This is a genomic window from Halobellus rufus (assembly GCF_000739575.1).
In the GTDB taxonomy this organism is placed as follows: domain Archaea; phylum Halobacteriota; class Halobacteria; order Halobacteriales; family Haloferacaceae; genus Haloquadratum; species Haloquadratum rufum.
In genome coordinates this window covers 1-25,808 of the sequence record NZ_BBJO01000054.1, presented here as the reverse complement: position 1 = coordinate 25,808, position 25,808 = coordinate 1, and the positions used below count along the sequence as shown (strand labels likewise).

Below are 25,808 nucleotides of genomic sequence, written 5' to 3'. Positions count from 1 at the left end.
AAATCCCGACGTGAATTTGTCACTGGCCGCATCAAGTGATCCGTCTATGACGATCGAAACCGCACACAACGCTCCCGAAGCTGTCATCGCGCCGGTTGAGGAGATCCACGACTTCCTCGCGACTCGATTCGGTCGCGACGACGTCCTCGTTGAGGTTGAGTCATCCGGCGCCGTCCAGACCACAATCCACCAGGACGCCGGCATCGAGTACCCCGGCGAATGGGACACTTTTCAAGATTTCACACCCTCATCAACCGACACCGCCTAACCCTATTGGTCCCCTCGATCACTTCAGCAGTCCCTCGGCTCCTAGCGTCTTTGTTTGCGGCCACGGGCCTGAACCGCTTATGGCAACCCTGCAAGCAACCACCGCATCGAATCATCCGACCGTCGACCCCGATGCGGTCGAGGCTATCGAAGCAATCATCGACGATTACGACTTCTACGGGAGTTTTTACTCCCTGACCATCGGCGTCGTCGAACCCGACCAGGAGGACGCCGACCCGTACCTCGAACTCTACGGGTACGTCGCCTTCGAGGTCACAAAGCCAATTTTCGACGAAGACGGGAGTGTCGTCGGTCGAACAGAATACTGCACCGAGGAGTTCCTTGAACGTCTCGCTCCCCATCTTGAGGAGCAACTCGTCGTGGAGACCGTCGGATTCGAGAAGTGTCGTTTCCCGCTGCTTGCCGGCCAGTGGGTCGCTTGGCCTGATGGGACTCTTACCTACAATTCGTTCGACCACGCTCCTGAGAACCCGTCCGAGGAGTCGGCTACGGAAACTCCCGACGCACCGTCTGAATCGTCTGCGTAATCCCACACCCAGCTCATCATTATGGAACCACCAGATACAACGTCCGAGAATCAAGATACTGACGAGGACGCAGACCCAGCCGCTGAGCCGACATACATCAGTATACAGCCAGCGTGTCCAGTCTGTCAGAACTCCAAGTTCGAATCTACCGAAGAAGGGGTGCCGAACAATTTCGACACCCACTACGTCCACGTCAGATGTGCGAGATGCAAGACGCAGCTCACCATCGAGTATCGTGCCATCGATGTCTTCTGGCACGGCGGATTCGACGGCCAACATAGCGCCGTTTCGCAGGACCTTCTCAACCCTATCCAAAACGAGTACGTCGACGAAGCATCGTATGGGATACTTCCAGATAGCGACCTCCTCTCATCCCTCGACTGGCCGCTCACCTGTGACTGCGGCGAGAACCTCACGGGAAACGAGCTCGTCTCCGATCCAACCGTCCTCCCCGATCACGATGTCGACTACGATGATCCCGACTGCGAAACCATCCTCTTTCGATGCGTGAACTGCGACACCATCGTCACCGTATAGTGTCTCAGAGCGGCGGCTACAGAAAGTGCAGATAACAACAGCGAATCAAACGAAATAGGATGACGAAATCGGCTTAGAGATCTCGAGTTTGAACGGTCTTCCTGTCGTTCGCGTCTGCACGACGCGCAGCATCGTCAAGGAGGTCAGCGACTTCCTCGTCAAGCGCATCGAAGAAGTCTGCCGAGACGTTCATTTCGTCGAGATGCTCTCGAACCTTCGATTGGACAATCAGGTCTGCCATACGATTCCCCGATTCTCAGACCCCGACTTAATAATTAACGCCTCTATCGTTTGATTTCTCCCGTCCGATCGGTTCCGAGGACTCAGAATGCTCAAGCCTCAATCAACTCTGTTGAATAACTCATATACCTCACCAACATCAGATACGTCAGATACAATCTCGGCCGAACCGGCCACGTCCCCGACGTAACCCATCAGTAACACTCGCCCTCCCTGTAGCGCCCGCTCCGCGAACCATCCTCCACTCATCAGTATGCCCACCTCGCTCTCCTACTGGACGATCCAACCCGACCGCTGGACGTTCAACGCACAGAAGCTTCGTGATTGGGTCGAATCGCAACTCGACGGTCGCGTCCTCAACGCGTGTGCTGGACGGACCCAGCTCACCCATAATGGGCGGATCGTCCGGAACGACATCAATCCCGAGATCGATGCTGACTATCACGTTGATGTCCGCGATCTTCCTGACATCCTCGAAGCTGAATCGTTCGATATGATCGTCCTCGACCCACCCTTCTCGGAACAACAGAACACGACTACTTACGATCGCGAGGACGACACACTACCTACGATCACCGAACTCGCTAGCGTGGTCGACGCCCTTCTGAAACCCGGTGGTCGCGTCATCCGACTCGGCTATACGACGACGCTTATGCCGCCTGGAGAGGAGTATCTGCTCGAAGAGGTCACCATCTGGAACACCCTCGGTCGCCAGCACGACTGGCTTGGGACCGTCGCTCAGAAACCCGATAACGAGACTGCGTCGGCAACCCGCCCAGTACACGTGACTGACGCCGCAGTTCCGAACGCAGGAGCCACCGCGTCAGGCGGTGTCGCGACCAGCGGGAACGGGAGCACTCCCATCGACCTCGAGTACATTCGCCTCAGCTCCGAGATCACTCCTCAAGCCGGCGTCGCCGACTACCTCGCCACCCACCTCTCCGGACGTGTCCTCGACGTCTCGACGTACGAACGGTTACTCTCCCACGACGGCCACTTGGTGCAGACGAGCGTCGATGAATCCGTCGACGCCGCGTACCATTTCGACGAGCGTGAACTTGCCGCCGAATTCGCTGCTGACACCTTCCACACCGTCGTCGTGGACCTCCCGAGTGAGGCGTTCCAGCAGACCACTAATTATGATGGCCGCACCACTGGTCGGGATACAGCACTCAAGCAGGAACTCCACCCACTCGTCGCCGCAGGCGGTGACATCATTCAAGTTGGCCACACCGCGACCTGTATGCCGAAGCGCCTCGACTATCGTCGCTCCCGCGTCGCCATCATCGAGCATCCCGACGCCGAGCAGGACTGGCTCATCAGTATCGATACGAAACAGACCACGGGTCTCGATGTCCACGCGACCGACCGCTCACCCCAGGATATCCACGTGCCCGACTCAGACGCCGAGGCACAGCACTCGTGTATTCGGTGTGGCGAGGGCTGGTATCTCCATCCCTCCTGGTACGTCGACTGTCCTACCTGCGGCGCACGACCCGAGAATTACTGCGTCACCGACGACGGTTCTATCCTTCACCAGTCACATCCCGAGCGCCTTGCCTACCTCGAAGAGCATCACGACCGACACGAATGCGATCCCGGCGTCACTTCCAGAACGCCATCCACTCTTTCCACCGACCAGGAGGACGACTCCACAACCTCCTCGACAGCCCCAACCGAACAGGAATCCCTCGAACAGTTCGCTTCACAGAAGAACTAACCTCTGTCCCCCACCCTTCCCAACACTATGTCCTCTCGCGCTCACTCTACGACAACTCGCCGCCAACACCATCAGCGCGCCTCAGCCCACGCCTGTCCCGAATGCGGAGCTGATCCGCTCATCATCATCTTCACTGACCCCGCCTCGAACGAGGACGCGACCTACTGGTTCGACTGTCCACACTGCACCTTCGCTTCGGCGCTTCGTGCGATCCCAACAACTGACGACGAACCCACTCCTCATGCCCCGTTAGCACAGGAAAATATCAACGAGTACGTCGCAGCGATCGACGTCGAACCACCGTTCTAACAGCACCCTCCTCGCTCGGTGTGTTTTTCTCGCTCTTCGAGCCTGAAAGCCCGTCGAACGGGCTGCGTGATCCATATGACCGAGACAGGCTCCACCACGTCCCCCGACGCCCGCAGCGAGACCTCCTACCAGCTCACTGGGTCCCGTCCAAGCGACGAACCGTACTGCGTCACAGCCATCGCACGCGACGACTGGGAGCCGGGTCAGCCCTGTCCCGAGTGTGGGACGTCCCACCTCCACGAGATGCATCTGAACGAGGAATGCGCGATTCATCACGATGGGTCGAGCGCGTTCAGCGCCGCCCTCGATCGACTCGGCACCGTCGAGTACTGGTGTCCCGAGTGTGAGACCGTCCTCTACCGCCACGCCGCATACGCTCTCTGGCTCGCCCTCACAAACAACCTCGAGCACGACGCCTCAGTATGAGCTCTACTGCCGCCGTCTCGTCGACGTCGGACTTCCGGCTGGGTTTCCCCGACGACGTCGACGCCGAGGCCGCGAACACCGCCCGTCGCGTGATCAAGGCCGCCCCTGAAACAGACCGTGTCTACGCGCTCGTCTCCGGCGGCCACGATTCATTGACTGCGATGCACGTTGTCTATCAATCTCACTACCTCGATCTGGATGGTATCATCCACATCAACACCGGGATCGGCATCCCGGAGACGACCGCATTTGTCGAGGAGCGAGCAGAAGCGCTCGACATCCCGTACTACGAGGTTGGGGCGCCCTGCGACGATCCGGGCCAAGAGCACGAGTACCGTCGGCCGCACGAGGAATACACGACGCTCATCCAGCGATTTGGCTTCCCTGGCCCCGGAGCGCACAAGTATATGTACTGGAATCTCAAGGAGAAGCCGCTCTCGCGCTTCCTGAAGATGCTTGAGGACGACCTCCTTCTCATCTCCGGTGTCGCCCGGCACGAATCGCAGAACCGGATGGAAAACGTCGACGCGAGCGGTCAGCAGGAGTTCCTTGGCCATCCGACGATCTCTCCGCTCGTCGAATTCACTCCACTCGATGTTCGCCGCTACCGACGCAGCCTCGACCTCCCGATGTCACCCGTAAAGGAGACGCTCGAAACCTCGGGAGAATGCCTCTGTGGGGCGTTCTCCAAACGGAAAGAACTCAGGATGATCCGGCTCTTCTATCCCGATGTCTATCGGCGCATTCTCTGTCTCGAAGCAACCGTCGGCGCGTTCGCCGCCCTGGACGACGGACCCGACGAGGCGTACAACCGCTGGGGCCATAACCGACTGAAAGACCACGAACGCGAGGCGATGGACGATCCTGACCAGATGCTCCTCTGCCAGAGTTGCGAGCAGCGCCATCAGTGCAATACCTCCTAACCGTCGCTCTGGACCACAACTCGTCACCTGAACGCTCGAACTCTCAAGATATGAAATCCTCCATCTCTCGGGACAGTACCTGTCTCGCGAGTCTTTCTTCGCGGCAGCTGGCCTGAGCCGCTGCACAGCACGGCATCCGTATCGTTCGTCAAGTATCGCTGCAACCAGCTGTTCACACCACCCGCGTATGGCTTCTAGTTCCCTTCAGGTAGCCTCGGCTGCGGCTGAGCCGCAACGTCCGTTCACGCCACCGCACGCGGCACCCGAGCCGGACACCCTCGAGTCGGCCCGTCGCCCCGCATATATCGGCTTCCTCTTCAGAGCGCCGTTCGCCACAGACGCCTACAAACTTGGCTTCACCACGGGCATCCGTGAGGACTATCGCCTCCAGATCGACTCCTACCGGAATGTCGACCTCCCGGTGGTTATGCTCGACAACAAGTTCCACGACCCCGATCCCGACCGATACGTCGACCGGTTTCGCGAGTACGAACCCGATGTGGCCGTCATCGGTGACGCTGAGACGCCACAGGACGCCTGCGAGTACACCCAGCTCGCTCGCGACCTCCGCGAAGAGTTCCCGTCGACAACGTACATTATCGTCCCGAAGTGTCGCGAGGCAATCGAGATCATCGACGACGACCTCGTCCTCGGGTATCCGCTCGGCTATTCATCCCTCCACGCAGACGACTACAGCGACCCAGTGGACTGGCGTGACCGTCATATTCATCTCCTCGGCGGGAGTCCCCCCATCCAGTACGAGGCGCTCCAAGACCTCACGCAGCCAACACTCACGAATGCGCCGCCGGCGAACATCGTCGGAATGGACTGGAACGGACCAGCCAAGGTCGCCTACCTCGGAGAGTACTGGAGTCGCGATGGCTGGCAATCCGCCGACCATCTCGGGATTCGTGAGACTGTCCGTCGGAGTCTCCGTGAGATGCGTGCCTTCTGGCAGGAGCGCGATCTCTGGCCGGAGACGACCCCCTGTGACGTCTACGGAGAAGCGGTTCAGGAGCCACAGGACCCCGTCTGGGCAGCGAGCGGGCGAAATATCTACGAAAAGCCGAGTCCCTTCGCTCCTGACGATGCACCGGTCTACGATCCGGAGAATCCCGACTACGACCCTCTCGAGGATGCGATCGTGGTCGAGTATGAGAACGGATGGACGCTCGCGTACCGCAACGAGTCGGAACGGAAGCGGATCGAGTATCAAGAGGGACTCACGCGTATCAACGGTGATTAGCCTCCTCGCGTTACCCCACGATAAGGATCCACAACGGATTTCGTGGGGTAACTACGGAGAACGCTACCACCTCTGAACGGAAAATCACCCAGAAACGCGGGTTTTTCTCCACCGCTAAGCAGGTGAAGTGCTTCATATGTCAACTGCTGCCTCGACTATCGACCCAGACACGATCGCACAAGCCGGTGACTCGCCTGTAACTATCCGAGACAAGGTCCTCCGCACGCTCTACCACACTGTTCCGGAGATCGAACTTGAAGATGTCCTCGAACTCCAGGTACTCATCGACCCGCCGGCGAACGAGGATTCACATTCGAGGCAAGCGCAAACCGTCCTCACAGCCGTCCAGGAGGAAGTAGAGACGTGGCCTGACCCGCCGACGATCCACACCCCACCTTCGGCCTATGAGTAAGGCGTCATCCAATGGAGTCGAAGATATCGGGACTGACTCAGACGACAAGATCCTCGAGGAACTCCCACCGAAACGATTTCTCGACACGTCCAACGCCCGCCTTATTAAGGCGGGCCTCCACTGTATGCATTCCCGAGAGACGATCCAGCAGTACCTCGCTTACGAGAACCAGCACAAAAACCGAACGTGGGTACAACGACTTCTCGCGAGACGAGCCCGAGAACTTGCCGACGAGCAGTCGGAGTAGTCACGAACATACCACCGCTTCAAGTGGTCCTTCACCTATGACATCCAAGCAATCAACCCTCAGTTCCCTCGCTCATTCAGATAACAACAGCACATCAACCGCCAAGACCGCGTCACCAGACGACTCCGACAGCTCATCTTCGTCACCGACTCCTCCAAATGACGACGCCTCTACGCCAGCCGAATCGGAAACTTCAGCTGAGTCATCGACCACCGGCCACTCTGGGGGACCACCGACAGACATCGATGAGAATCAAATAACAACGCTCGACGCCAGTGAGGGACTTGACGAATGGACGTTCACCTGCGAGGCCGACAAACTCGATTACGCATATCTCCACGTCCAGGTGGACGTTTATCGAACGCTTACCGACACGTGGTGGGGGCTTCGCGTCACAACGCAGGAGAAGATAATCGAGAATTCCCGGAACAGCTATGGCGGATATGTCAGACAGTACCGCCCCGATCCCGACGAACTCGTCGATACGATCATCAACTGGGTGAGCTCAACGCTCGCCACACCTTTCCTCCCCATGGATGACCACGATCTCCCCATCGGTCACCATCTCCGGTCGGTTCCGAGTGACCGGATTCGTGTCTTCATCGGTGATGACGCGGTCGACTTCCTCACAGAACGCGACATCCCTATTGACGAGGTACTCACTGCACTGGACAATCTCGAAGAGCACTCACCCCCCTCAGCGTACAAGAAGCAAGTGAGGGAGTACTACGATGCTCGAGACACCATCGACACTTCACGTACCCGAATCCGTAAAATCGAGCAAGCAATCGGGGCCGTATTCGGTATCTCGACCGGATATGGTGGGAACGTCCTCAGCGCTCCGCCAGTAGAGTATGCTTCACTCTCTCCGAATGACCTCCAAGACGAGTTGAAAACGGAGCGCGAAACTCAGCAGACAGCTGAAGCCAAACGAGATTCCCTCAAAGAGGAACTGGCGTCACGACAGTCGGCGTGGGCTGACGACCTCAAAACAACGCTAATAGGCCGTCTTCCGCCTTTTTAGAAATATCCACACAACAACCCCTCAAGCTGTTCTACGCAGGTACACCTCGCCTATTGAGAGAGCGATATGGACTGATACGTTTACATCTCGGCAGGGTCGCGAGCCTGCTTCTGGTACTGATTATAGAGATCTTCTCCCCATTGGACTACCGCTTCGTTTGAACTGAGGATCATCGCGATATGTTCTCCCTCCCCCGTTTTATTATACGCCCCAACCGCGATTTGCTCCCTGTCGTAGATCCCAATGCCGAGGGTTAGTGGTTCGTCGAGACAGAAAATCTGAAAGTTGTCGTAGTTTGAGTCGTCCAGAAAGTACTCCATCTCCTCTTCATGGAGTCGCTGGTAGAGCGAGGCGTCGACGATCGCCTCCCCTTTCAGACCAAGTTTGAGCAGTTTATCGTACGCGCTAAAGAGTGTCGGGTTGAAGATCGATGTCAACACGCGGAAGTGGTCAAGCCGTGGATCGCAGAGTTTGAGAGCTGTCGCCAGGACGATTCCTGGAGAGTGGGGTGAGGAGACATACAGCTTTGCGTCAGCGAGGGCTCGAACTGGAATATCCGTCCTAATTGGACTGAGCCGTTGGAACCAAGGTGCTTTATCCAACACCTGCTCGATTGTCTCGGCCAGTTCCTCATACCGTTCTAATGTATGCTGTCCAGCGGGCGTGAGCCTGTGAACACCGTCGCTCTCTACACTCCATCCTTCCGTCTCAAACATCCGTAACGCTCTCCGAACAGTTGCACGCGACGGAGACCCGTTGGTTGTGTCCACCAACTCGCTCGGACGGCTGGGTTGCTCTACAAGCGTTTGTAACAACGGGATAGTATGTCTCGACCGAGTTAGCTGGGTGAGTGGCTCGCGATCGAGACCATCTGGACACGATTCGAACGCTTCCAGCGTGATTTTCCCGCCTGCCGTCAGTTCATATCCACCCGTACCAGCTGTTTTCGTCAATCCCCAATCGGAAAGTTGCACGAGATGTTTCGATACCGTCTGTCGGGTGATTTCCCCCGATTCTGCGATAGTCGAGGCCGTCTTTGCGCGCCCGTCGAGTGAACGCAGTATATCTAAAGAGGTGGACCCAGCAAGATCACTAATAAATTCACGGACGACGATCCGTTCGTCCGTGAGTGGATTTGTGGTCGCACGCTCGGACTGCGTCACTTGTTTTCACCCGTTACTAAACTGCGTACCCAACGCTATGAATATATCGCACAAATCTGATATTGAATCGAGCTTATTCGAATACCCATCCCTTTCAAAACCCAACCGAAACCCGTCTCTCAGCGGTACTTTTTACATATACTGATACAAAGAGCGACTATCGTGAGCTCCCAACTACCACCGGCACCGTCCGGTTATCCGGTCCTCAAAAACGCTGTCCAGTTCGCTCGCGATCCATTCACGTTTGTAGAGCGGGCGACGTCGGAGTGCGGAGACATCTACCGGATGGCTCTCCCGGCAGTTGACGATGTCTTTGTTTTCACTCACCCGGACCATCTTGACCGTATCCTCGTGTCTGATGTCGAAGCCTTCGGGAAAACCGAGGACTATCAACGTGCGTTCGGGAACGGTCTCCTTTCGGTCGAGGGGCAGAAGTGGCGACAACAGCGCGATATGTTACAACCGCTCTTCTACCGAGACCACATAAGAGGCTACACAGAGCAAATGGTTGCGTGTACCGAACGACGTCTCGAGACGTGGATTGAGGGTGAAACACTAGATATGGAGCCTGAGATGAAGAATCTCACTCTGGAGGTCCTCTTTTCCACGCTGTTCGGTCGTTCGTTGGTCCCAGGCGAGGATCAAGAACTTCGGGATGCCGCTGACGGACTCAACGAATGGTTCACACCATCATCGTGGATTCTGCCACCGTGGATTCCGACACCAGCACGGCGTCGATTCAATCAATCCACGAAGCGCCTCCGTCAGGAGGTTCGAAGATTACTCGAAGAAGGAAGCGACCGAACAAGAATCTCAGGCGACGAGGCAAGTGGGTCCAAGGACCAATCGAGCTCTAAGCAGGCTGCTCACTCAAATACTCCAGACCTGCTCACACAGCTCCAAAAGGCGCGTAATAGGGCGGATGAAACAGATCTCACAATCGAAGAGATCGAAGATCAACTGATCACTATGGTTTTTGCGGGGCACGAGACGACCGCCGCAGCTCTTGCATTTACTTGGTACGCGCTGGCGACGAACCCAGACCTCCAAGAGCAACTTCATACGGAACTGGACACAGTTCTCGATGGAGACTCGCCCACTTACGACGACCTCCAAAACTTGGAGTTCACAGAGCGAATAATCTCTGAGGCGCTACGGCTCTACCCACCAGTTCATACGATTCCGCGTCGGGCGCTCACTGATGTCGAAGTCGGTGGATATCGGATTCCCGAGGACCACGAGATCCATCTATCGATAATCCATATTCATCGAGATGGACGGTTCTATGATGAACCTCTGGCGTTCCGCCCGGAACGATGGACTGATGAGTTTGAGGAGGAACTCCACGACTTTGCGTATGCCCCCTTTGGTGGTGGACGTCGAACTTGCATCGGTCGGGAGTTCGCTCTCTTAGAAGCAAAAGTAGTCCTAGCAACGGTCGGACAGAAATTCCAATTTGATTGGGAGAACGACGAAGCAATTGAACTTGAACCGCGGGTTACGACTCGATCAAAAGAAGGCATCCCATTGCGAATTCGACAACGTTGAGAGCATAACATACATCTGATCTGATAAACATCCCCTCCGTAATCATCGATTAAATCCTCGCCTTCTAAACCTGTGTATGTTCATACATTTTGACGGTGTAAACACGGGTGAGTATAACACACAACCCGGTGATATTCAAAAGCGTATCTCATGAACCGGAATTCAATCGGCGATCTCCTACTCTTCCCATCTCTAAAGCAGTCATTACTGTTCGATATCTGCCTGCCCGCCCTGCCCGAATTAGACAATGTCAGCACACCACTAGTTCAAAACCCACCGCTCCGGAAGTACTGCCCTGCCAACCGCTCCCTGCAATAGTAGAATGCCCCAATGACGACCATCGTCATCACACTGAAAGACGGAAAGATATCCACCGACGGAGGAATCGATGTTTCGTCCAGCCAATCGACGGCCCCAACCACTGATTCCCACAATATCAATCGTCACCTCGACCTCGATACAGTGGTTGATCTCGTCGAACAAATGTCCGAAGATGAGATCTGCGCCCGACAGAGCACCAAATATCCAAACTGGTCCCGAGGTGACCCTTGCCCTGTCTGTGAAAACACCGAACTCGCTATAATGGAGCTTAGAGAAGCTACCTACACTTCCTCTGACGGCGAGTTCGACTTTGACCACTTTACTGATAACACAGGACCACAGCTCTCGATTGTCTGCAAAGAATGCCGGACACACCTCCTCCACATCCCCTATCACACACTATCTGAATAGGCCGACTACGACTCGCTCAGCGTCACGGAGCCTAGCTATTGAGAACACAGCTACAACGTACTCATCACTCAATTAGTCACTCCTTGAACAAGAAACGGACATTTAGCTCAAGTTTAATTGAATGTCGGGCGGTCTGAAGAACACTTCGCTTTTATTGATGCGGACATAGAATTCCTACCCGGAGATGTGCAAAGTCGACGATCTCATCGCAGAGTATGGGTTAACAGCCCCCGGATCTGACTATGACTCTGTAGATGACTACCTCGCGAAACGGTGGACTGGAACCGACGGCCGCACTTCAGAAGGATATAAAAAACTCACAGACTGGTTCAACAAACGAGTTCTCAAGTCGATATATGAAAACCACGGGAGATCAACTGTCAGCATCCATTTGGACCGAGAATATGATGTTATTGTAAACGAAGATAACATCCAACGCGCCGAGCTCGCGGCCGACCTCGAGGGCGACGGGATGGACATCGACGAACTCAAGAAAACGCTCGTCTCTCACGGCACAATCCGAAATCACCTCAAAAACTGTCTCGAAGTCGAAAAAGACACTCAGTCCACAACCAATTCCACTACTACGTCTCGAGAGAAAGCCATCACGTCGGCGAAACGAATGGCTGCCTCAAAAACAGAAAACATCCTTCCAGAACTTACAAAAGACGGCGTTGTTCCTTTTGCAGACCAAGCCACCGTCGATGTCGAAATCAGACTACAATGCCCCAAATGCGACACACGGGTCCCCATCGAAGATGCAATCAAACGGGGGTACGTCTGTAACGACCATATGACGGATCCAAACAATACAGACCCACCCAATAACTCAACTCCAGATCCGCCGGAGAATACCGAATCTGACGAAGAAGATTCACACCACCAGTCTGATACAACGATGAATTCTATGCCATCATCACAAACCTCTCTTCTGCTCTCTCTACTGGCCCTCGGAGTTACTTCGTTCTCGTCCCAATCGCCTATGCTAATAGATAGTATGCTCAACACCACGTAACCATGACCTGGAATCTAGAAATCGAAAATATTGCAGGCATCCATCGAGGGGAGGCTACGATCGAATCCGGTGTGAACGCTGTCCGAGCGAGCAACTGGCAAGGAAAATCGAGCTTCCTCACCGCAATTCAAACAGCCTTCGGGACTGAAACAAGCCTCACCGAAGGCCAAGATCACGGTCACGTTGAGCTCGAAATCGACGACACCACCTACGCTGTCGACCTTGACCGTACCAACGGCACGATTACACAATCCGGCGATCCATACCTCACCGATGATGTCGATCGCGTCTGTGCTGACCTCTTCGCGTTCCTCGATGAAACCAACGAGGTCCGGCAAGCCGTCCGTGTGGGTGAAAACCTTGAAGACCTCCTCACTCGTCCCCTCGATTTCGAGAACATCGACGAGCAGATTGCCGACCTCAAAGCCAAACAGAAACAGGTCGAGGCCGAACTCGACCGAGCCCAAAACGCTGCTAACCGCCTCCCGCGCCTCCAAGAGAAGGTCACCTCGCTCGAATCCCAACTCGAAGACCTCCAGGAAGAGTGGGACGAACTCGACAACGAAGCTTCTTCAGATAGTGACGCTCGAGACGAGCTGAGTAACCTCCGCGCCCAGCTCGAGAAGACCAAGACAGACATTAACCGGTACGAATCAACCGCAGATCGCGTCGGGGATGAACTTGAAGCAAAAAAAGAGGAACTTGAGACGTTGAATGTCCCAACACACGAGGAGCTCGAAGACGACCTCGAGGATCTCCAATCTGACCTCCACGAAATCGAACGGGATAAAGAACTCCTCCAGTCGATTTATGAGGTAAATCAGCGCATTCTCGAAGAAGACCGTCTCTCGCTTCTCACAGACGTCTCTCACGATATGCTCTCCGACCAGCTTGCCTGCTGGATCTGTGGCAACGACACCTCTCGTGAAGAGGTCGAGGCACAGTTAGACAGTATCTCTGACCGTCTTAATTCACTCCGCGACCAAGAGTCGACTCTCCGCAACAAGGTAAACGAGCTTCAGGAGAAACAACAGACTGTACGGGATGCGGAGCGGAAAGAACGCGACCTCCGCGACCGCATCGGAGAGCTTGAATCTCAGCTGGATGACGCACAGACGAATCTTGAATCAGCCAGAGAACGAAAAGCCTCCCTCGAAGCACAGATTGACGAACTCGAAGATCAGCTCAGCGAGACGCAAGACCACGCAACTGACCTCCAGAGTGAGATCAAATACACGGAAGCTGAGCTTGAAGACGCTCGTGACGAACTTGAGACAGTCAAGTCGGAAGCCTCGCAGCGTGATGTCCTCGAAGAGGAACTCGAATCTCTCCGCTCCGAGGTCGAGGACCTCCGAACACGCAAGGAGCGTGTGAAGCGAAACACTCGGGACGCATTCGATTCGGCGCTCTCCGACATTCTCACGAGATTCGACGTCGGGTTCGAGACAGCACGCCTCACTGACAACTTCGACCTCATCGTCGCACGTGGAGGCCGCGAAGCCAGCCTTGACGCTCTCAGTGAAGGCGAGCGGGAACTCCTCGGCATCATCGCTGCTCTTGCCGGCCACGAAGCATTCGATGTCGCTGACCGGGTTCCCGTTATGCTGCTCGACGGGCATACCGGTCTCGACGATACCAACATCCACCATCTCGTCGATTACCTCTCCGAACGCGTCGATGTCCTCGTCCTCTCCGCCTTCCCCGAGTACGACGCCTTCGAGGGTCACGAAGTCACTCCGACCAACTGGGAGACCATCTCCTACGGAGACGATGTTGAGGAAGTCGTAGGATAACTCTCGCTGCTCACTCTCGATTTTATACCCCCGCGGGGGGTTAATCTATCAACGAATTTTTGCGAAGACGCGACTTCTGGCTCCCATATACTACTCTGTCCGACCGCCCTGGCGTTCACTCATCACGCCCACGAATATCTGCTCTACTGTCTCCCAATCGCGGAAAACACTTTGTCGCCGGACCACATATCCGCAGGTAAGTCGCCCCCTATGCGGCCAGTAGCACTCGCAACTACCATCATCCGGGTTACTATCCAGTCCCGGAGTGGTGATGTATGACCTCCCGGTTTGATACCCCCGCGGGGGATCAAGACAACCCCCGCCCATCCGACGAGCCTTCGTTGACGATCACTAGGGCTACACCTCGGCGGTTTTCCAGCCTCTTCGTCGCCTTCCTTCTCCTTTCGAGTGTCTGCTTCTCTACGATTGCGGTAGTCGCGACCAACGAATCCAACTCCACCGCGCAACCGCCGGTTGACGGAAATGCTCGCGTATTTGTCGCGAGTGACCGCGATACAGAGGCTCTCGGCATTCCGGGTGGCGGTCGTGGTGGCATCCTCCTCCAGTATGTTGTGGAGGCCAACGCGTCGACTGAAAATCTCTCTCGTGCCGTCGACACCTACACGCTTACGACCAATCCAGAGACGCGCGTCCGTATTGATGGCTCACCCCGGACACTGCAGGAGTACCGACTTGACCAGTTGGCGAGAGTCGAACGAACAAACTCAACAAGTCGGTGGCCGGCGAGCGCACCGGACCGGGAGGATAGCCAATTCATCAAAGACGGCTTCATCGCGTATATGGGTGCGACCAGCGCTGCCGAAGTGAACGCCCCGGGAGCAGAAACAAACGGCACTTATCTAATGGGGCCAGACGGGCGTGTCCTTGAGTACGTCGACTATCGCATTGCCCTCCCAGAACCAAATACGACCACCCGCTATGTCCGCGAAACGAAGGACGTCACCCTCAACATCCCTGCGCCGGAGGATAACTCGTCGGACGACGTACAGACCGTCACCAAGACAGTTGAGTTCGAGACGCTCGATGGCCACACCATCACACGTACCGTCAGCGCCACCGGTCGTGGCCCGCTTACCGTAAATCGCTCTGTGACGGCCGTCGTCGGCGGCTATCGCACTAACACCACATACGATCTCGCCTCACAACGGGTTGAGCGTAACCTCAGTATCGGCGATCAGACGTGGTCGAAACACACGACACCAGAAACATCGGCACGAGAGGCCCGGTATATCGACTACGCAAACGCTCCCCCTTCGATGGTAAGAGGCAACGTCTAGAGCTTCAGGCGACGATCAACGTCACCGCGGGAGTCACCACTGATCACTATTTCTACCATCCGCACAACGATACGTGGACGTACACTCACACGGAGGTCAATGCCACCTATGATGAGCTCACCGTTACCGACGATCGGCCAATCCACGTTGTCCCACCAGACAGCGTCTCGATTTCCCAGCGCATAATTGAGGAACCACACGACCGCCGCTCCATCGTCCTCTCTATCGAGGGCCCGGAGTATCTCTCTGAGCGGGCACTCTGGAGTTGGGCCGCCTTCAACGTAGAAGGAGACTCGAATGCCAGTGCCCACCGCCTAACGAACGTCTGGCAGGTCTATGGTGTCCGTCAGTACCGCTGGGGTGAAACAACGTCGAACTGGGACACAGACCCACAACGTACGGAGTTCCCACCAACACTGGCCCTCCGGCTCACTGCTCGACAACCGGCCCCCAGTGTTGAGGCCGTCGGAGAAACGGATGTGTATCGTCACGGACGGGTGACGGATCTCCGCCAGCGCACTGTTCCTGGCGTCTCGAAGCGGGCGACCCTGGCGGAAAATGTGAACCTCACTACGGCGACTGCCAACCAGACCTCGAGAATTGTTATCAGGGACGCCCCCGGTCAGATCACCTCCGTAACGTCGGTCTTCGGGGATAAAATCCCCGTCTCGACAACAGAGGTCACCTCGATGGAGGATTCGTCGCTCACCTACACAACGATTCCGCCGGGAGAGGGAGAAGAGAACGAGCCGCCGGAACTCCGACTCCGTCTCACTGGCCCAGACGGAACTCCACTCCCGGATCGGAAACTGATCTTGACCGGAGCGACCGAATCCTCAGTCACTACAAACGACAACGGTGTCGCCTACGCTACGTTCGATAGTGCGACGATCACCGCGCGCTTCCCTGGTGACCCATACACAGAGAATCACGACATCTACTACTCGTCCAGCCACACAACCGCTATCTCTCCCGGAAACGGGAGCCTGATTGCCGATCTCTGGACGTTCTTTTTACGGCCATTACAGGCCGCTCTCCTCTCGCTGGCTGTGAGCGTAGGCTTGCTCGTCGGAGTCGGCTGGTATACCATCAAGTAGCCACCCCTCGCAACATTTTCTCAAGACTGACGATACTCACTTCTGCGTCATTCAGCCAGCCTTACGAACTTCAGTTGACGATGAGATCGTAGCGCGACTCACTGTCCTCGGTCAGTGGCTATCTCCGATTGGTTCGGGGGTAGAAGTTTTAGGTATTGGACAACATATCTTGACACAGCGATTCACATGGAGCGCTCTCCAACCACCCTTAGTAGGTGGCTCTACCGTGTCGGTCGCCGTCTTCGCCACCGAAAGTCTGGGGACTCAACAGAAACCTCCGCAACGGAACCGTCGACGTCATCCAGCGTCCTCTCGGCCAAAGTTCAAGATCGTCTTTTGGGTGTCGCACCCACAGCTCAACAGACTGTATCCTCCACTGCGGCGATGGCTGCCCTCCCGATCATTCCACTATTTAATCCTCTTGACCCAGAGGATTGGTTCGAGGGGATCGTCAACACGCTCGCGACCGGCTTGACGAACGTCCTGGGCGAGGTTTTCGTGGGCATGGTCCAGGAGTTTCTCGTCATCGACCCATTATACTACCAGGAAGGGGCGAATGCCACTTTTATACAGAATCTCCAGTACTCGCTGATTCTCTTTCCGACCGTCATCGTCCTCGGGACGATCGCGGCACTCTTTTCGGAAGCCCCAGAGGGCTCCTATTTACGGCAGGGAATCCGTATTGTTAAAGCCCTCTTCGCACTCGCTCTCATCCGTCCATTCCTCCACGTCGCGGTCGTCTTCACGAATAGCGTTACGAAGCTCGTGATGCCCGAGACTTACGCTGTCTCCCTCGCCGGCCCCGCCCTCAACAACGCCATCGGCGATTTGATGGGCTCGGCTATCGCCGCTGTGCTCGTTTACCTCGCCGCCGGTACAATCTCTCTCATCGCTATCGCTCTCGTTGTGATGATCCTCTTCCTCCGCATCTTTATGATCCATCTCGTCTACACCGCTTTCCCGATCCTGCTTGTTATGTGGTACACCGACTGGGGACCACTTCGGTACGCGAACGACGTCGCTATGTTTGTCTTCAAGGTCACAGCGTATCTCCTCCTCGCGGGGCCGCTCGTCGCGCTCGCTCTTCAGACCGGCTGCAGTATGTCTGCCCCGGACATCTGTGTGGCTAACGCGAGCGGGGCTCACGGCCCAGAAGCACTCACTGCCGGAATTGACCCATCGCAGAATAAGCTCGTCCTTTGGAAACGGTTCCTCGGCTGGCTTTCCGGCCTCGGCCTCGCCGGTTTCGTCGGGATCCAGGCCCTGTCGATGGGTGGGAGTTCCGCCGGTCATCTTCTCGGATTTAGTGGCCTGAGTGCGTTACGCGGCGGTGGCAGTGGTAGTCCGTCTTCGTCCGGAGGTGGTGGTGGCGGAGGGGGTGGCGGTGGACCGACTCCGTCCGGTGGCGGTGGCGCCGGACAGCACACCCTCCGAAACTTCGGCGGCGGTAGCGGAACCGGCCCAAAGGCGTATGGAGCGACTGGCTCAGCAAAACCCGAATTCCACCCTCGACAGGCAGCTAGTTCGACGAAAACCAATCTAAAACAACGTGTCTCGTCGGCACGGAATACTGCACGGAGTAACGCGCAGCGCGCCTACCGTGGCGTAAAATCACGGAAAGAATGGATGAGTCAGGCTACGTGGGGACAGGGTGCTCGAGCTGGGGCCGGATTAGCAGGCGGTGGCGTGGCGCTCGGTGCTCGTGAGGCGAAAGCGGGTGTGAGCCACGTGAAAAATAATCTCAACGAGCCGATTGCGAATTGGCCCGGCCACGCCTATCGGCGGGTGAAGAACGGCGATTGGAACCCACCGAATGACGATCTGGGGAAAAGTACGGACAGCGAAGTGGCAGCGGATAATGAAGTGTTGGCACTACCTGAGGGGAATCCGCCTCTCCCAGAGGGTGAGACGCTGACCCCAGAGTATGAAGACAGAGCACTCGATCCCAAGGAAGCTCAAGCGGTCGCTGGCGGGTCCGACATCGAACAGGCGAATCCGCATTCGGTCAACGAACCAGTCCAAGCTTGGTACGACCGCGTGAAGGCAAAGGACCAGCAAAAAGTGGAGGCGATGCGCCCTGACCTCATCAATCGAGATGTCTCCCCGCCTTCCTCCTCACCATCGGAGGAACAAATCCAGGAGTCCGTCGACGACTACGTCGACAGAACCCGCAACACAGACTCATAACGATTCAATCCGAATCTCTCCTTTGGTACCGAATCTCCTCCAGGACCACGTTTGAACTAGTAATTGGCCCTTCTATAGCTATTGCTCGAGGAGCGTGCTTCCCGGCTGATATTTTAAATAGCAGAACGCGGTAGATTAGTACAGAAACACAAACACATGGGTTCCGAAACCACCACCGCCCGTCGCGTGCTGGCGACTCTCCCTAGGCACCCACTCTCGATTTCGGATTTCATCAGCCTCCAAGCACCCGATAGTTTCGAGTCCCCCTCCACCTTGGACGGCATCGACATTCACACCCGAGTCGACACCTCCAACATCCAAAATCTGGGCGGCGTCGTCGCTATCGGTGATGACTGGGTTGACCGTGAGGGCATCGTCGGCTTCCGCTTCGTCGCCGGAGACACCTGGTTCGGTGTCGGCTTCGAACCAGAGACTGGCTGGACCATCCTCACCGAGGATTCCATCGACGAGAAGTTCTCGCAGGCTATCGATGATCGTATCGCGACTTGGGCAACCACCTTCTACGAGGAGGAAACCGTCCGGCCGTCGTTCTATGATACTTTCGCGGCCGCCTGTGTGTCCCAGCTTCCACCGCGCCCGCTCCAGCACGGTGAACTCGGGGAGATACTCACTCCTGGAGGGATTTACCAGGAGTCCTTCGTTGAGGTGGTTCCCGTTCCCATCATCCAGATCGAACACACCGACAAGGTCATCGCCTTTTTGATGAAGGTTACTGCCCCTGATCGGTCCGGTCACGTCGTTGAGTATGGGTACCGCCTCCACACCGACGGCGTCTGGCGCAAGGCATGGGCTGACATCATCCCCGGCGAAGAGACCGAGGAAGTCGGTCTTCGTGATCGGCCAGTCGCCACTCTCATCGATGACGCCAATCAGGATTACTTGAATGAGATCGACTTACTCGTGGAGCCTCCGACCGATCACATCCAGATCGAGGTCTACATCGATGTGATGTCACCAGAGCCAGCACCAGGTGGTATGTGGACTGCGGCATCTGACTGGTTCCCATCTATCGAGTACGGTGCTCCTATCGTGGGCCTGAATACTGATGAGAATCCGGGCGAATTGACTGTCGTCGGCTATCTCGAGGGAACGGAGACCGCTGTCTACGTCGGTCTCAACCGCCAGGATGACACGTGGGAAGAGATCATTTCTTTCGACCGCCCCGCCGACAAACGACAGGACACGGAAGTTGTCAATGCTATCGACGGCTGGCTTCAGAGTCAGTACGGCGCGCTCGTTGGGCCGTCGCACCACCCGCTCATCCAGCTCACCGACTGGGAGTCGAAGGTTCCCGACCTCTTCGCGTCCGATTGACCTCGAGGTCTGCGTCGTCGTGTGGCACGTCACAGAATACGAACTCGTCGCCGGTAGAAGAAGCTTCGAGGATGGAGTAGTCCATTTGGGACGATCCGAGCGTAACCAACTTCATCGTAGCCGCGGTCGGAAGGGAGCTACTGAGCAGTCGGCGCGTCAGAGATGTGGTGTTATGGGGTGATATCCTGTATCAGAACTAGGCTGTCCTACCCCTTGAGAACCATTGCTGCGAATGCTTTTGCGAGCCGTCTCATAGTGTCTTCACCGAATCTGGCGTGGACATCGCGGATATCGCTATGGTCGACTTGTTTGGTCGCCCACGGTTCTACATAGGAGCGTTTCAATAACTCCCCGACTTCAGGTTCATCTTGTTCAACGGTGACGGCGTAGCGATTCTGTCCGTATTGTTCGCTTCCGGTCATTGCTGCGACCGTATAGAGCTCACCGTGGTCAGGACAGTCTTCGTCGGAGATGATAACGACTGGACGAGATGGCCGCCTCTCGTATGGATCTGAAATAGATACAACGTGTCCGTGTTGATAGCCCATCGATTACTCCTCTACGGCATCCTCTTCAAGCTCTGCGATGATCTCTCCTGCTTCGTCTTCGGCAGTTGGTTCGTGCGTTTCGTCAGTTCCTGACTTTCCGTTCGGGTCAATGCTTGGAACTTTTTCTTCCCATCCTTCTTCAGCGTAGGCGTCATCGGTAGGCGCAGACTCGAAGAGCTGAACGACTGAGTCGAGAGATTCGAGCCGCTGCTTTAGCTTCTCGGCTCGGTCTGGGTCGACGTAGTAGGCACCTTGTGACCGTTCGACGAGCCCCTTCTCGAAGAGCCGCGTCATCGTCTTCGATGCGCTTGATTTACTGATATCGGTCTGGTCTGCGATTTCGCTTGGCGTGAAACCGTACTCACGGTGAGAGAGCAAGAAGCGCAGCGCTTCGTACTCATTCGTCTCTGGTTTCACGGGGAACGGTTCGTCGTTTGTTAGTTCACGGACGTGGATTGGCATCGTTGTCACTACTTGTCACCGAGTGTCATTAAGACTTTCGCAGGACGCGCCGCATTGACGTCGTCTTCTAAGTACCTTCAATCTCTATTGGGGAGAGAATTTTTAGGCATTCACGACACGTATTCACACAAGACGTCCCATGAAACGGTACCCAGTAGCCGGCCAGTTACTCGAGCATCGCCTCTTCTTCGGACTCAGCGTCAGCGATCTCGAAGTCGGCGTAATCCCACTCGCCGCTATCATCCTTGCGTCCGGTATCAACAACGTCTTCGAGCCCTCGTTCAGTGGGCTACTTACTATCGGAAGCGGGATTCTCGGCCTCATTGTCGGCTTGTACGTTCTCTGGCGAACACCTGCCGGTCAGACCCCTCGCGAGTGGCTCATCGGGGCTGCAAAACACAGCGTGGGCCCGGATCGCTATCTCTGGCAACCCGTCGAACGCGGTCTCGTTTCTGGACAGCACCTTGACGACATCTGCACCCTCCATTCTAAGGATTCCGACCCCTCGGACGACAACAGTGATCCGGACCCAGAATCCTCGTCCTCGAGTGCCCCCCAGCAGTCCGCCTCAGATGATAACAGCGGTCAGCAAATCGTCACTGATGGCGGGCAGATGCACTCTCGCGAACGCCCACAGCGCGACCCGAGCCAGTACTACCACCAGCTCACGCAGAAGGAAACAACAACGCAGGCGCAACTAGCTTTCGAGTACGTTCGCGAAGACGGTATTATAGTCACCGAGAGCGACAATGAGGAACCCGCGTACGTCGGCCTTGTTCACATCACCCCGACGAGTTGGCTTTCCCTCGACGATGAAGGACGCCAGTCTACGATCAACGCGTACGCTGATGTTCTCCGTGGAATCTCTTACCCCTTCCAAGTGCTCGCCCTTCCTCGTGAATTTGACCTGACGACACACTTCGAGGAGATCGAACGTGCAGCCTACGAGGCTGAGGATCCGCCAGACATTATGCAGCTTGGTCGGTCGACGTACATCGACTGGCTCAACGAGTCGGTCGGTACCCGGCGAGTCAAAGTCCGTGATTTCTACATCGCCGTTAGGGTTGAGAGCTCGCACGTCCGAGAACAGTCTTATGGCCACTCTACAGACGTTGTTTCGGGATCTCTCTTCCAGCGAATTGTCGGCTGTGTCAATTCTGTCACCTCCTCAGTTCGTTCTCGGATCGGCTCGAATACCGACGACGACGTCATCGAACGACAGTGTATTTCTGAAGTTAGAAGTCGGCAACACGAGTTTGCTGAAGCACTCCCCAGGACCGGTGTTCAGACCGAAGTGATGGACGACCGGGCAGACGTTCTGGACGTCCTCTACCGCTACTACAACCACGCCAACTCACCACTCGACGAGTATTCTCCCAAATCCTACGCGGAAGTTCTCCCACCTCGCCGGCCGTAGTGATTCCCGACCATCCCAACATCTCTACTTCCATCTTCTCGACTGTTCCTGCGGCACTTGAGGTAGGACCACTGCCAGCGTTACCCCACGAGTGAATTATCTCTGTAGTTTGTGGGGTAACTCGCTGCCCTCCCTCAACCCACTTGTCGAAACGCCTTCTTTGCGGAAAGCTATCAACGGGCGAAACCATTTACCGAGGCACTACGTATCCCACGATAGCATGAGTAGCGTCCCAGTAGCCTGGGTACTCGGAATAGCATCTGCTACCGGGCAAGTGCAACAGATCATTCAGACGATCCAGCGAGCGATCCAAGGCGGCCCGAACGCTCCGTCACCATTCATTCTTGTCGGCGTCGCTGTCGGCGTCGCCCTCCTCCTCGGTCTCGGTATTCTTGCGTCACGTCGATTTGTTGGTTCGGCTCAACATCCATCTACAAACGCAATGAAAGGCGCACCTGAGACGGAGGCCAACAGCGGCGTTCTGAATCGTCTTCTCTCTCGGCTTCCCGGTAGTTTTGGAGCTATCCCTGGTGCCGGTACCTCCGCCCGAACAGATCCAGCCAACGTCAACCTCGAGGAAATCGACGACGAAACCTTCGACCGCGCCGTCAGCATCCTCGAACAGGAAGGCCGGGAGACGAGTCGGGCAAACATCCGTGAACAGGTTGCCCGCCTCATCGACTTCGAGGCCGCCGACCCCGACGAATTCCGCCTTGGACTCATCCAAGACGCCGACAGCCAAGCCCAGATCGACCAAGCGAGCGTCGCCCCACCAAGTATCGTTCCCGAAGATCCAACCACTCTCTACCGGAACGGCGAATTCGTCCGTATCCTCACACCCGCAAGTGCTCCCGAGAGTGTCTTCGGTGGCTGGCTTATCAACCTCACCACGACCAATCTTGACGTCCGCGTCAGCTACCATCACTCTCCCCGCGATCCCACGACGATTCGCGGTGCCCTCCAGGATCGTCTCACTGAACTCCAGATCGCCCTCTCTCGGAAGGAGGAAAAGGGCGCGACAGACTATCACGAAGACCTCAACCGCCGGGAAGAACTCGATCGTCTCCTTCGTCGCCTCACCGAAGGGACGACTCGGCTCTACGACATCGGTATTTACATCGAAGTCGCTGGCAGTACCCGTGATGAACTCGAAGAGACCGCTCGGAAGGTCCAGCAACTCGTGGCTGACCGCGACGTCGAACTCGTTCCTCTCGAATTTCGCCAACTTGAATCTCAAGACGCGATCGCACCTGTCGTCTCCGACCCTATCCAGAACACGGACCTTATGGAACACGACGCGGCGGCCACCCTCTTCGGCTTCGTCGAACCCGCCATCGCTCACGAGGACGGTGTCCTCTATGGCTTCGATGAGACCGGAAACCCTGTCATCGTCGACCGATACAGCCTCTCCGGCTTCTCTAAAGTCATCACCGGGAAGATCGGGTCCGGAAAGACGTTCGCCGCGAAACTTTCTCTCTGGCGCCGTCTCCTTATCGACCCTGAATTCACCGCTATCGCATTCGACCCCACCGGTGACGACTTTGTCGACTTCTTCGAGACCCTCGGTGGCGATGTCGTCACCTTCGGTGGCGACGTCACCATCAACCCGCTCGAAATCCACCGCGGTACGGGTGAGGCTGAAGACCCCTACAAGGACAAACTCCGTTCCTTGACGGGGATGGTGCGGACGTTCTACGATCAGAGCGGCGACAGCCTGAGCGCCGAACGTGCTGGCCTCATTCAGCAGGTCTTCCACCTCGCATACCTTATGTACGGTATCACTTCCGAACCCCGCACCCACGAACGCGAAAACCCCACTATGGAAGACGTCCTCGACATCCTCAAGGCTCTTGCTGATGGTGAGGACCCACTTGAATTCGTCAGCTACCAGGGAGATGCTACTGAACTTCACCGTGAGGAACGCGACGAGCTCGATGAACGCGTCGACGAAGTCACCTCCCGACTTCAGTCGAAGGACGATAGCAACCTCAAGTCCGAAGCCAACAGCCTCCTCCGCTCGCTCGAAGCCTTCCAGCCAGGTGGCGTCGCTGCGAACCTCTCTGGGAAGACGACCGTCGACCTCGAGGACGAGCGGCTCATCGTCTTCGATATGAGTGCCTTCCAAGATACCAATCAAGCCCCTCTCCTCCAGCACGTTATGCTTGATTGGAGCTACCAGCGGGCTCGCGAGAACTCCCGCCGGATGGAGGTCATCTTCGAGGAGGTTCACTACCTGCTCAGTCAGAAATCTGCCCGCTCGCTCATCGGCCTGTTCACCCGCCATTCCCGACACTTCAACGCTGGCTTGACGCTCATCTCCCAGACTGCAGAAGAATTCATGCAGGAGACCGACGATGTCCACTCACCACGCGCGATCTACGACCAATGCGACATCAAGCAGCTATTTTATCAGGAATCAATTTCAGACGAGGTGATCGACTACTACGACCTCTCCCCAGCTGATGTCGAGGCCATCCAGAGCTTTGCACGTGGACAGGAATCCGAGTTCAGTGAATGTCTCCTGAGCGTCACTGGAATCGCGCGTCGACACCTCGAAATCCACGCGAGCGAGCTCACGGTTGATCTCCTTACTGAACCTGAGACGGCCGCCGCAACCGCTCAGTTGGTTGAACAGCGTCGCCAGCAGGCTGCCACCGCTCACAGTGAACAGACTATCACCCAACCCGAGGAGAGCGCTGAGACTGCCGGTGGTTTAGGCGAAGAAGCTGCTGAGAAGGAAACTACTGACTCCAGTACGAAATCCAGCGAAACGAGTGAGCCTCCAACTGACCCCATCACAGACGGAAGTGGGGGGTCACCCTCCTCTGGGGACACTGCTGACGACACTAACTCCGATTGACATCCTCCTCCGCCTTCAGGCGGAGGAATCCCGACCGCAGTTGGGATATTACGGTTTGCAGTCTACCACTTGTTCCTGCGGTTGGAATCCGCTGGACAAGTCATAAAGGTAGACTGCGGGCTGTGCCAACCAGCCGGTACTCCTATCCCCACCCAAATCGGGTGCAGACTCGGAGTTACTTGTACTGTCGTTGATGTCGAGACGGATGTTCTCCGCCCCGTTCACGTCCGCGTTGAACGCCGCATCACACTTCTCGCATACGTACAGGCCGCGCTCAACACACGCCTCAGCGACAGCGACCTGCATCTTCATCCACGCGACGGATTCAGAATCGTTGACGTAGTTGCCGTTCGAGGCGAGGTAAACCTCGCTGTTAGCTTTTTGAGCAGTAGCAACTTCGTACAGATCTACGTGAGTCTGGTTTGAATCAGACTCCTTCAGCTCCTCCAACCTT

Annotated in this window: 23 protein-coding genes and 1 pseudogene; 19 read left to right on the top strand and 5 right to left on the bottom strand. The window is 56.3% G+C overall.

Going from position 1 to position 25,808, the window contains the following annotated elements; genetic code table 11:
* The first annotated feature begins 46 nt into the window (after nucleotides 1-46).
* The 3 genes from ACP99_RS17055 to ACP99_RS17045 all read left to right on the top strand — a co-directional run bounded on the left by ACP99_RS17055 (nucleotide 47) and on the right by ACP99_RS17045 (nucleotide 1,352).
* A complete protein-coding gene (locus tag ACP99_RS17055; RefSeq protein WP_049987744.1) occupies nucleotides 47-268 on the top strand; it encodes a hypothetical protein in 222 nt (73 codons plus the stop codon).
* 79 nt (nucleotides 269-347) lie between these two features.
* The gene (locus ACP99_RS17050) at nucleotides 348-815 is read left to right on the top strand and encodes a hypothetical protein (RefSeq protein ID WP_049987743.1); all 468 of its coding nucleotides are present in this window, start codon (nucleotides 348-350) and stop codon (nucleotides 813-815) included.
* A gap of 21 nt (nucleotides 816-836) precedes the next feature.
* The gene (locus tag ACP99_RS17045) at nucleotides 837-1,352 is read left to right on the top strand and encodes a hypothetical protein (RefSeq protein ID WP_156105791.1); all 516 of its coding nucleotides are present in this window, start codon (nucleotides 837-839) and stop codon (nucleotides 1,350-1,352) included.
* A 73-nt stretch (nucleotides 1,353-1,425) separates the two neighbouring features.
* Here ACP99_RS17045 and ACP99_RS17040 read toward each other — a convergent pair whose 3' ends face one another.
* The gene (locus ACP99_RS17040) at nucleotides 1,426-1,593 is read right to left on the bottom strand and encodes a hypothetical protein (protein WP_049987741.1); all 168 of its coding nucleotides are present in this window, start codon (nucleotides 1,591-1,593) and stop codon (nucleotides 1,426-1,428) included.
* Between the two features lie 252 nt (nucleotides 1,594-1,845).
* Here ACP99_RS17040 and ACP99_RS17035 point away from each other — a divergent pair, with 252 nt between their 5' ends.
* The 6 genes from ACP99_RS17035 to ACP99_RS17005 all read left to right on the top strand — a co-directional run bounded on the left by ACP99_RS17035 (nucleotide 1,846) and on the right by ACP99_RS17005 (nucleotide 7,899).
* A complete protein-coding gene (locus tag ACP99_RS17035; protein WP_049987740.1) occupies nucleotides 1,846-3,312 on the top strand; it encodes an SAM-dependent methyltransferase in 1,467 nt (488 codons plus the stop codon).
* A gap of 384 nt (nucleotides 3,313-3,696) precedes the next feature.
* Nucleotides 3,697-4,047 (top strand): hypothetical protein, encoded by a 351-nt coding sequence (locus tag ACP99_RS17030; protein WP_049987739.1) that lies wholly within the window; start codon nucleotides 3,697-3,699, stop codon nucleotides 4,045-4,047.
* Entirely contained in the window at nucleotides 4,044-4,970 is a 927-nt protein-coding gene (locus ACP99_RS17025; protein ID WP_049987738.1) for a phosphoadenosine phosphosulfate reductase domain-containing protein, read from the top strand. The genes ACP99_RS17030 and ACP99_RS17025 overlap by 4 nt, the downstream gene beginning before the upstream one ends.
* A gap of 187 nt (nucleotides 4,971-5,157) precedes the next feature.
* The gene (locus ACP99_RS17020; protein ID WP_081927560.1) at nucleotides 5,158-6,216 is read left to right on the top strand and encodes a DUF6610 family protein; all 1,059 of its coding nucleotides are present in this window, start codon (nucleotides 5,158-5,160) and stop codon (nucleotides 6,214-6,216) included.
* A 136-nt stretch (nucleotides 6,217-6,352) separates the two neighbouring features.
* The gene (locus tag ACP99_RS17015) at nucleotides 6,353-6,628 is read left to right on the top strand and encodes a hypothetical protein (RefSeq protein WP_049987737.1); all 276 of its coding nucleotides are present in this window, start codon (nucleotides 6,353-6,355) and stop codon (nucleotides 6,626-6,628) included.
* A gap of 284 nt (nucleotides 6,629-6,912) precedes the next feature.
* The gene (locus ACP99_RS17005) at nucleotides 6,913-7,899 is read left to right on the top strand and encodes a hypothetical protein (RefSeq protein WP_156105790.1); all 987 of its coding nucleotides are present in this window, start codon (nucleotides 6,913-6,915) and stop codon (nucleotides 7,897-7,899) included.
* A gap of 80 nt (nucleotides 7,900-7,979) precedes the next feature.
* On the opposite strand, the gene ACP99_RS21100 is transcribed toward ACP99_RS17005, so the two are convergent.
* Nucleotides 7,980-8,873, bottom strand: a complete 894-nt coding sequence (locus ACP99_RS21100; protein ID WP_449271595.1) for a helix-turn-helix transcriptional regulator — start codon at nucleotides 8,871-8,873, stop codon at nucleotides 7,980-7,982.
* A gap of 351 nt (nucleotides 8,874-9,224) precedes the next feature.
* Here ACP99_RS21100 and ACP99_RS16995 point away from each other — a divergent pair, with 351 nt between their 5' ends.
* The 8 genes from ACP99_RS16995 (at nucleotide 9,225) to ACP99_RS16965 (ending at nucleotide 20,067) form a co-directional block, all read left to right on the top strand.
* The gene (locus ACP99_RS16995; RefSeq protein ID WP_049987733.1) at nucleotides 9,225-10,610 is read left to right on the top strand and encodes a cytochrome P450; all 1,386 of its coding nucleotides are present in this window, start codon (nucleotides 9,225-9,227) and stop codon (nucleotides 10,608-10,610) included.
* A 330-nt stretch (nucleotides 10,611-10,940) separates the two neighbouring features.
* Nucleotides 10,941-11,342: a hypothetical protein gene (locus ACP99_RS20230; RefSeq protein ID WP_139175807.1), complete on the top strand. Its 402-nt coding sequence runs from the start codon at nucleotides 10,941-10,943 to the stop codon at nucleotides 11,340-11,342.
* 184 nt (nucleotides 11,343-11,526) lie between these two features.
* Complete coding sequence (rdfA, locus tag ACP99_RS20225) at nucleotides 11,527-12,357, top strand: rod-determining factor RdfA (RefSeq protein WP_156105788.1); 831 nt, start codon at nucleotides 11,527-11,529, stop codon at nucleotides 12,355-12,357.
* A 2-nt stretch (nucleotides 12,358-12,359) separates the two neighbouring features.
* Nucleotides 12,360-14,150 (top strand): archaea-specific SMC-related protein, encoded by a 1,791-nt coding sequence (locus ACP99_RS16990; protein ID WP_049987732.1) that lies wholly within the window; start codon nucleotides 12,360-12,362, stop codon nucleotides 14,148-14,150.
* Between the two features lie 275 nt (nucleotides 14,151-14,425).
* Nucleotides 14,426-15,448, top strand: coding sequence for a hypothetical protein (locus ACP99_RS16985; protein ID WP_049987731.1), 1,023 nt, complete (start codon nucleotides 14,426-14,428; stop codon nucleotides 15,446-15,448).
* Nucleotides 15,352-16,545 carry a hypothetical protein gene (locus tag ACP99_RS20220; RefSeq protein WP_156105787.1) on the top strand — a complete coding sequence of 398 codons (1,194 nt, stop codon included), beginning with the start codon at nucleotides 15,352-15,354 and terminating at the stop codon, nucleotides 16,543-16,545. The genes ACP99_RS16985 and ACP99_RS20220 overlap by 97 nt, the downstream gene beginning before the upstream one ends.
* Nucleotides 16,546-16,929: 384 nt before the next feature.
* Nucleotides 16,930-18,732 carry a hypothetical protein gene (locus ACP99_RS20215; protein WP_049987728.1) on the top strand — a complete coding sequence of 601 codons (1,803 nt, stop codon included), beginning with the start codon at nucleotides 16,930-16,932 and terminating at the stop codon, nucleotides 18,730-18,732.
* Between the two features lie 273 nt (nucleotides 18,733-19,005).
* Nucleotides 19,006-20,067, top strand: coding sequence for a hypothetical protein (locus ACP99_RS16965; RefSeq protein WP_156105786.1), 1,062 nt, complete (start codon nucleotides 19,006-19,008; stop codon nucleotides 20,065-20,067).
* Nucleotides 20,068-20,273: 206 nt separating this feature from the next.
* Here the strand turns inward: ACP99_RS16965 and ACP99_RS19625 are convergent, their stop codons facing one another.
* Together ACP99_RS19625 and ACP99_RS16960 are read right to left on the bottom strand one after the other, a co-directional pair.
* The gene (locus ACP99_RS19625; RefSeq protein WP_081927557.1) at nucleotides 20,274-20,615 is read right to left on the bottom strand and encodes a type II toxin-antitoxin system PemK/MazF family toxin; all 342 of its coding nucleotides are present in this window, start codon (nucleotides 20,613-20,615) and stop codon (nucleotides 20,274-20,276) included.
* Nucleotides 20,616-20,618: 3 nt separating this feature from the next.
* Entirely contained in the window at nucleotides 20,619-21,077 is a 459-nt protein-coding gene (locus ACP99_RS16960) for a MarR family transcriptional regulator (RefSeq protein WP_049987726.1), read from the bottom strand.
* Nucleotides 21,078-21,216: 139 nt separating this feature from the next.
* On the opposite strand from ACP99_RS16960, the gene ACP99_RS16955 reads away from it, so the two are divergent.
* Both ACP99_RS16955 and ACP99_RS20210 read left to right on the top strand, forming a co-directional pair.
* Entirely contained in the window at nucleotides 21,217-22,494 is a 1,278-nt protein-coding gene (locus ACP99_RS16955; protein WP_049987725.1) for a hypothetical protein, read from the top strand.
* A 220-nt stretch (nucleotides 22,495-22,714) separates the two neighbouring features.
* Nucleotides 22,715-25,354, top strand: a complete 2,640-nt coding sequence (locus ACP99_RS20210) for a VirB4 family type IV secretion system protein (protein ID WP_156105785.1) — start codon at nucleotides 22,715-22,717, stop codon at nucleotides 25,352-25,354.
* Nucleotides 25,355-25,402: 48 nt separating this feature from the next.
* On the opposite strand, the pseudogene ACP99_RS21095 reads toward ACP99_RS20210, so the two are convergent.
* Nucleotides 25,403-25,808, bottom strand: a pseudogene (locus ACP99_RS21095) (hypothetical protein); the annotation flags it as partial.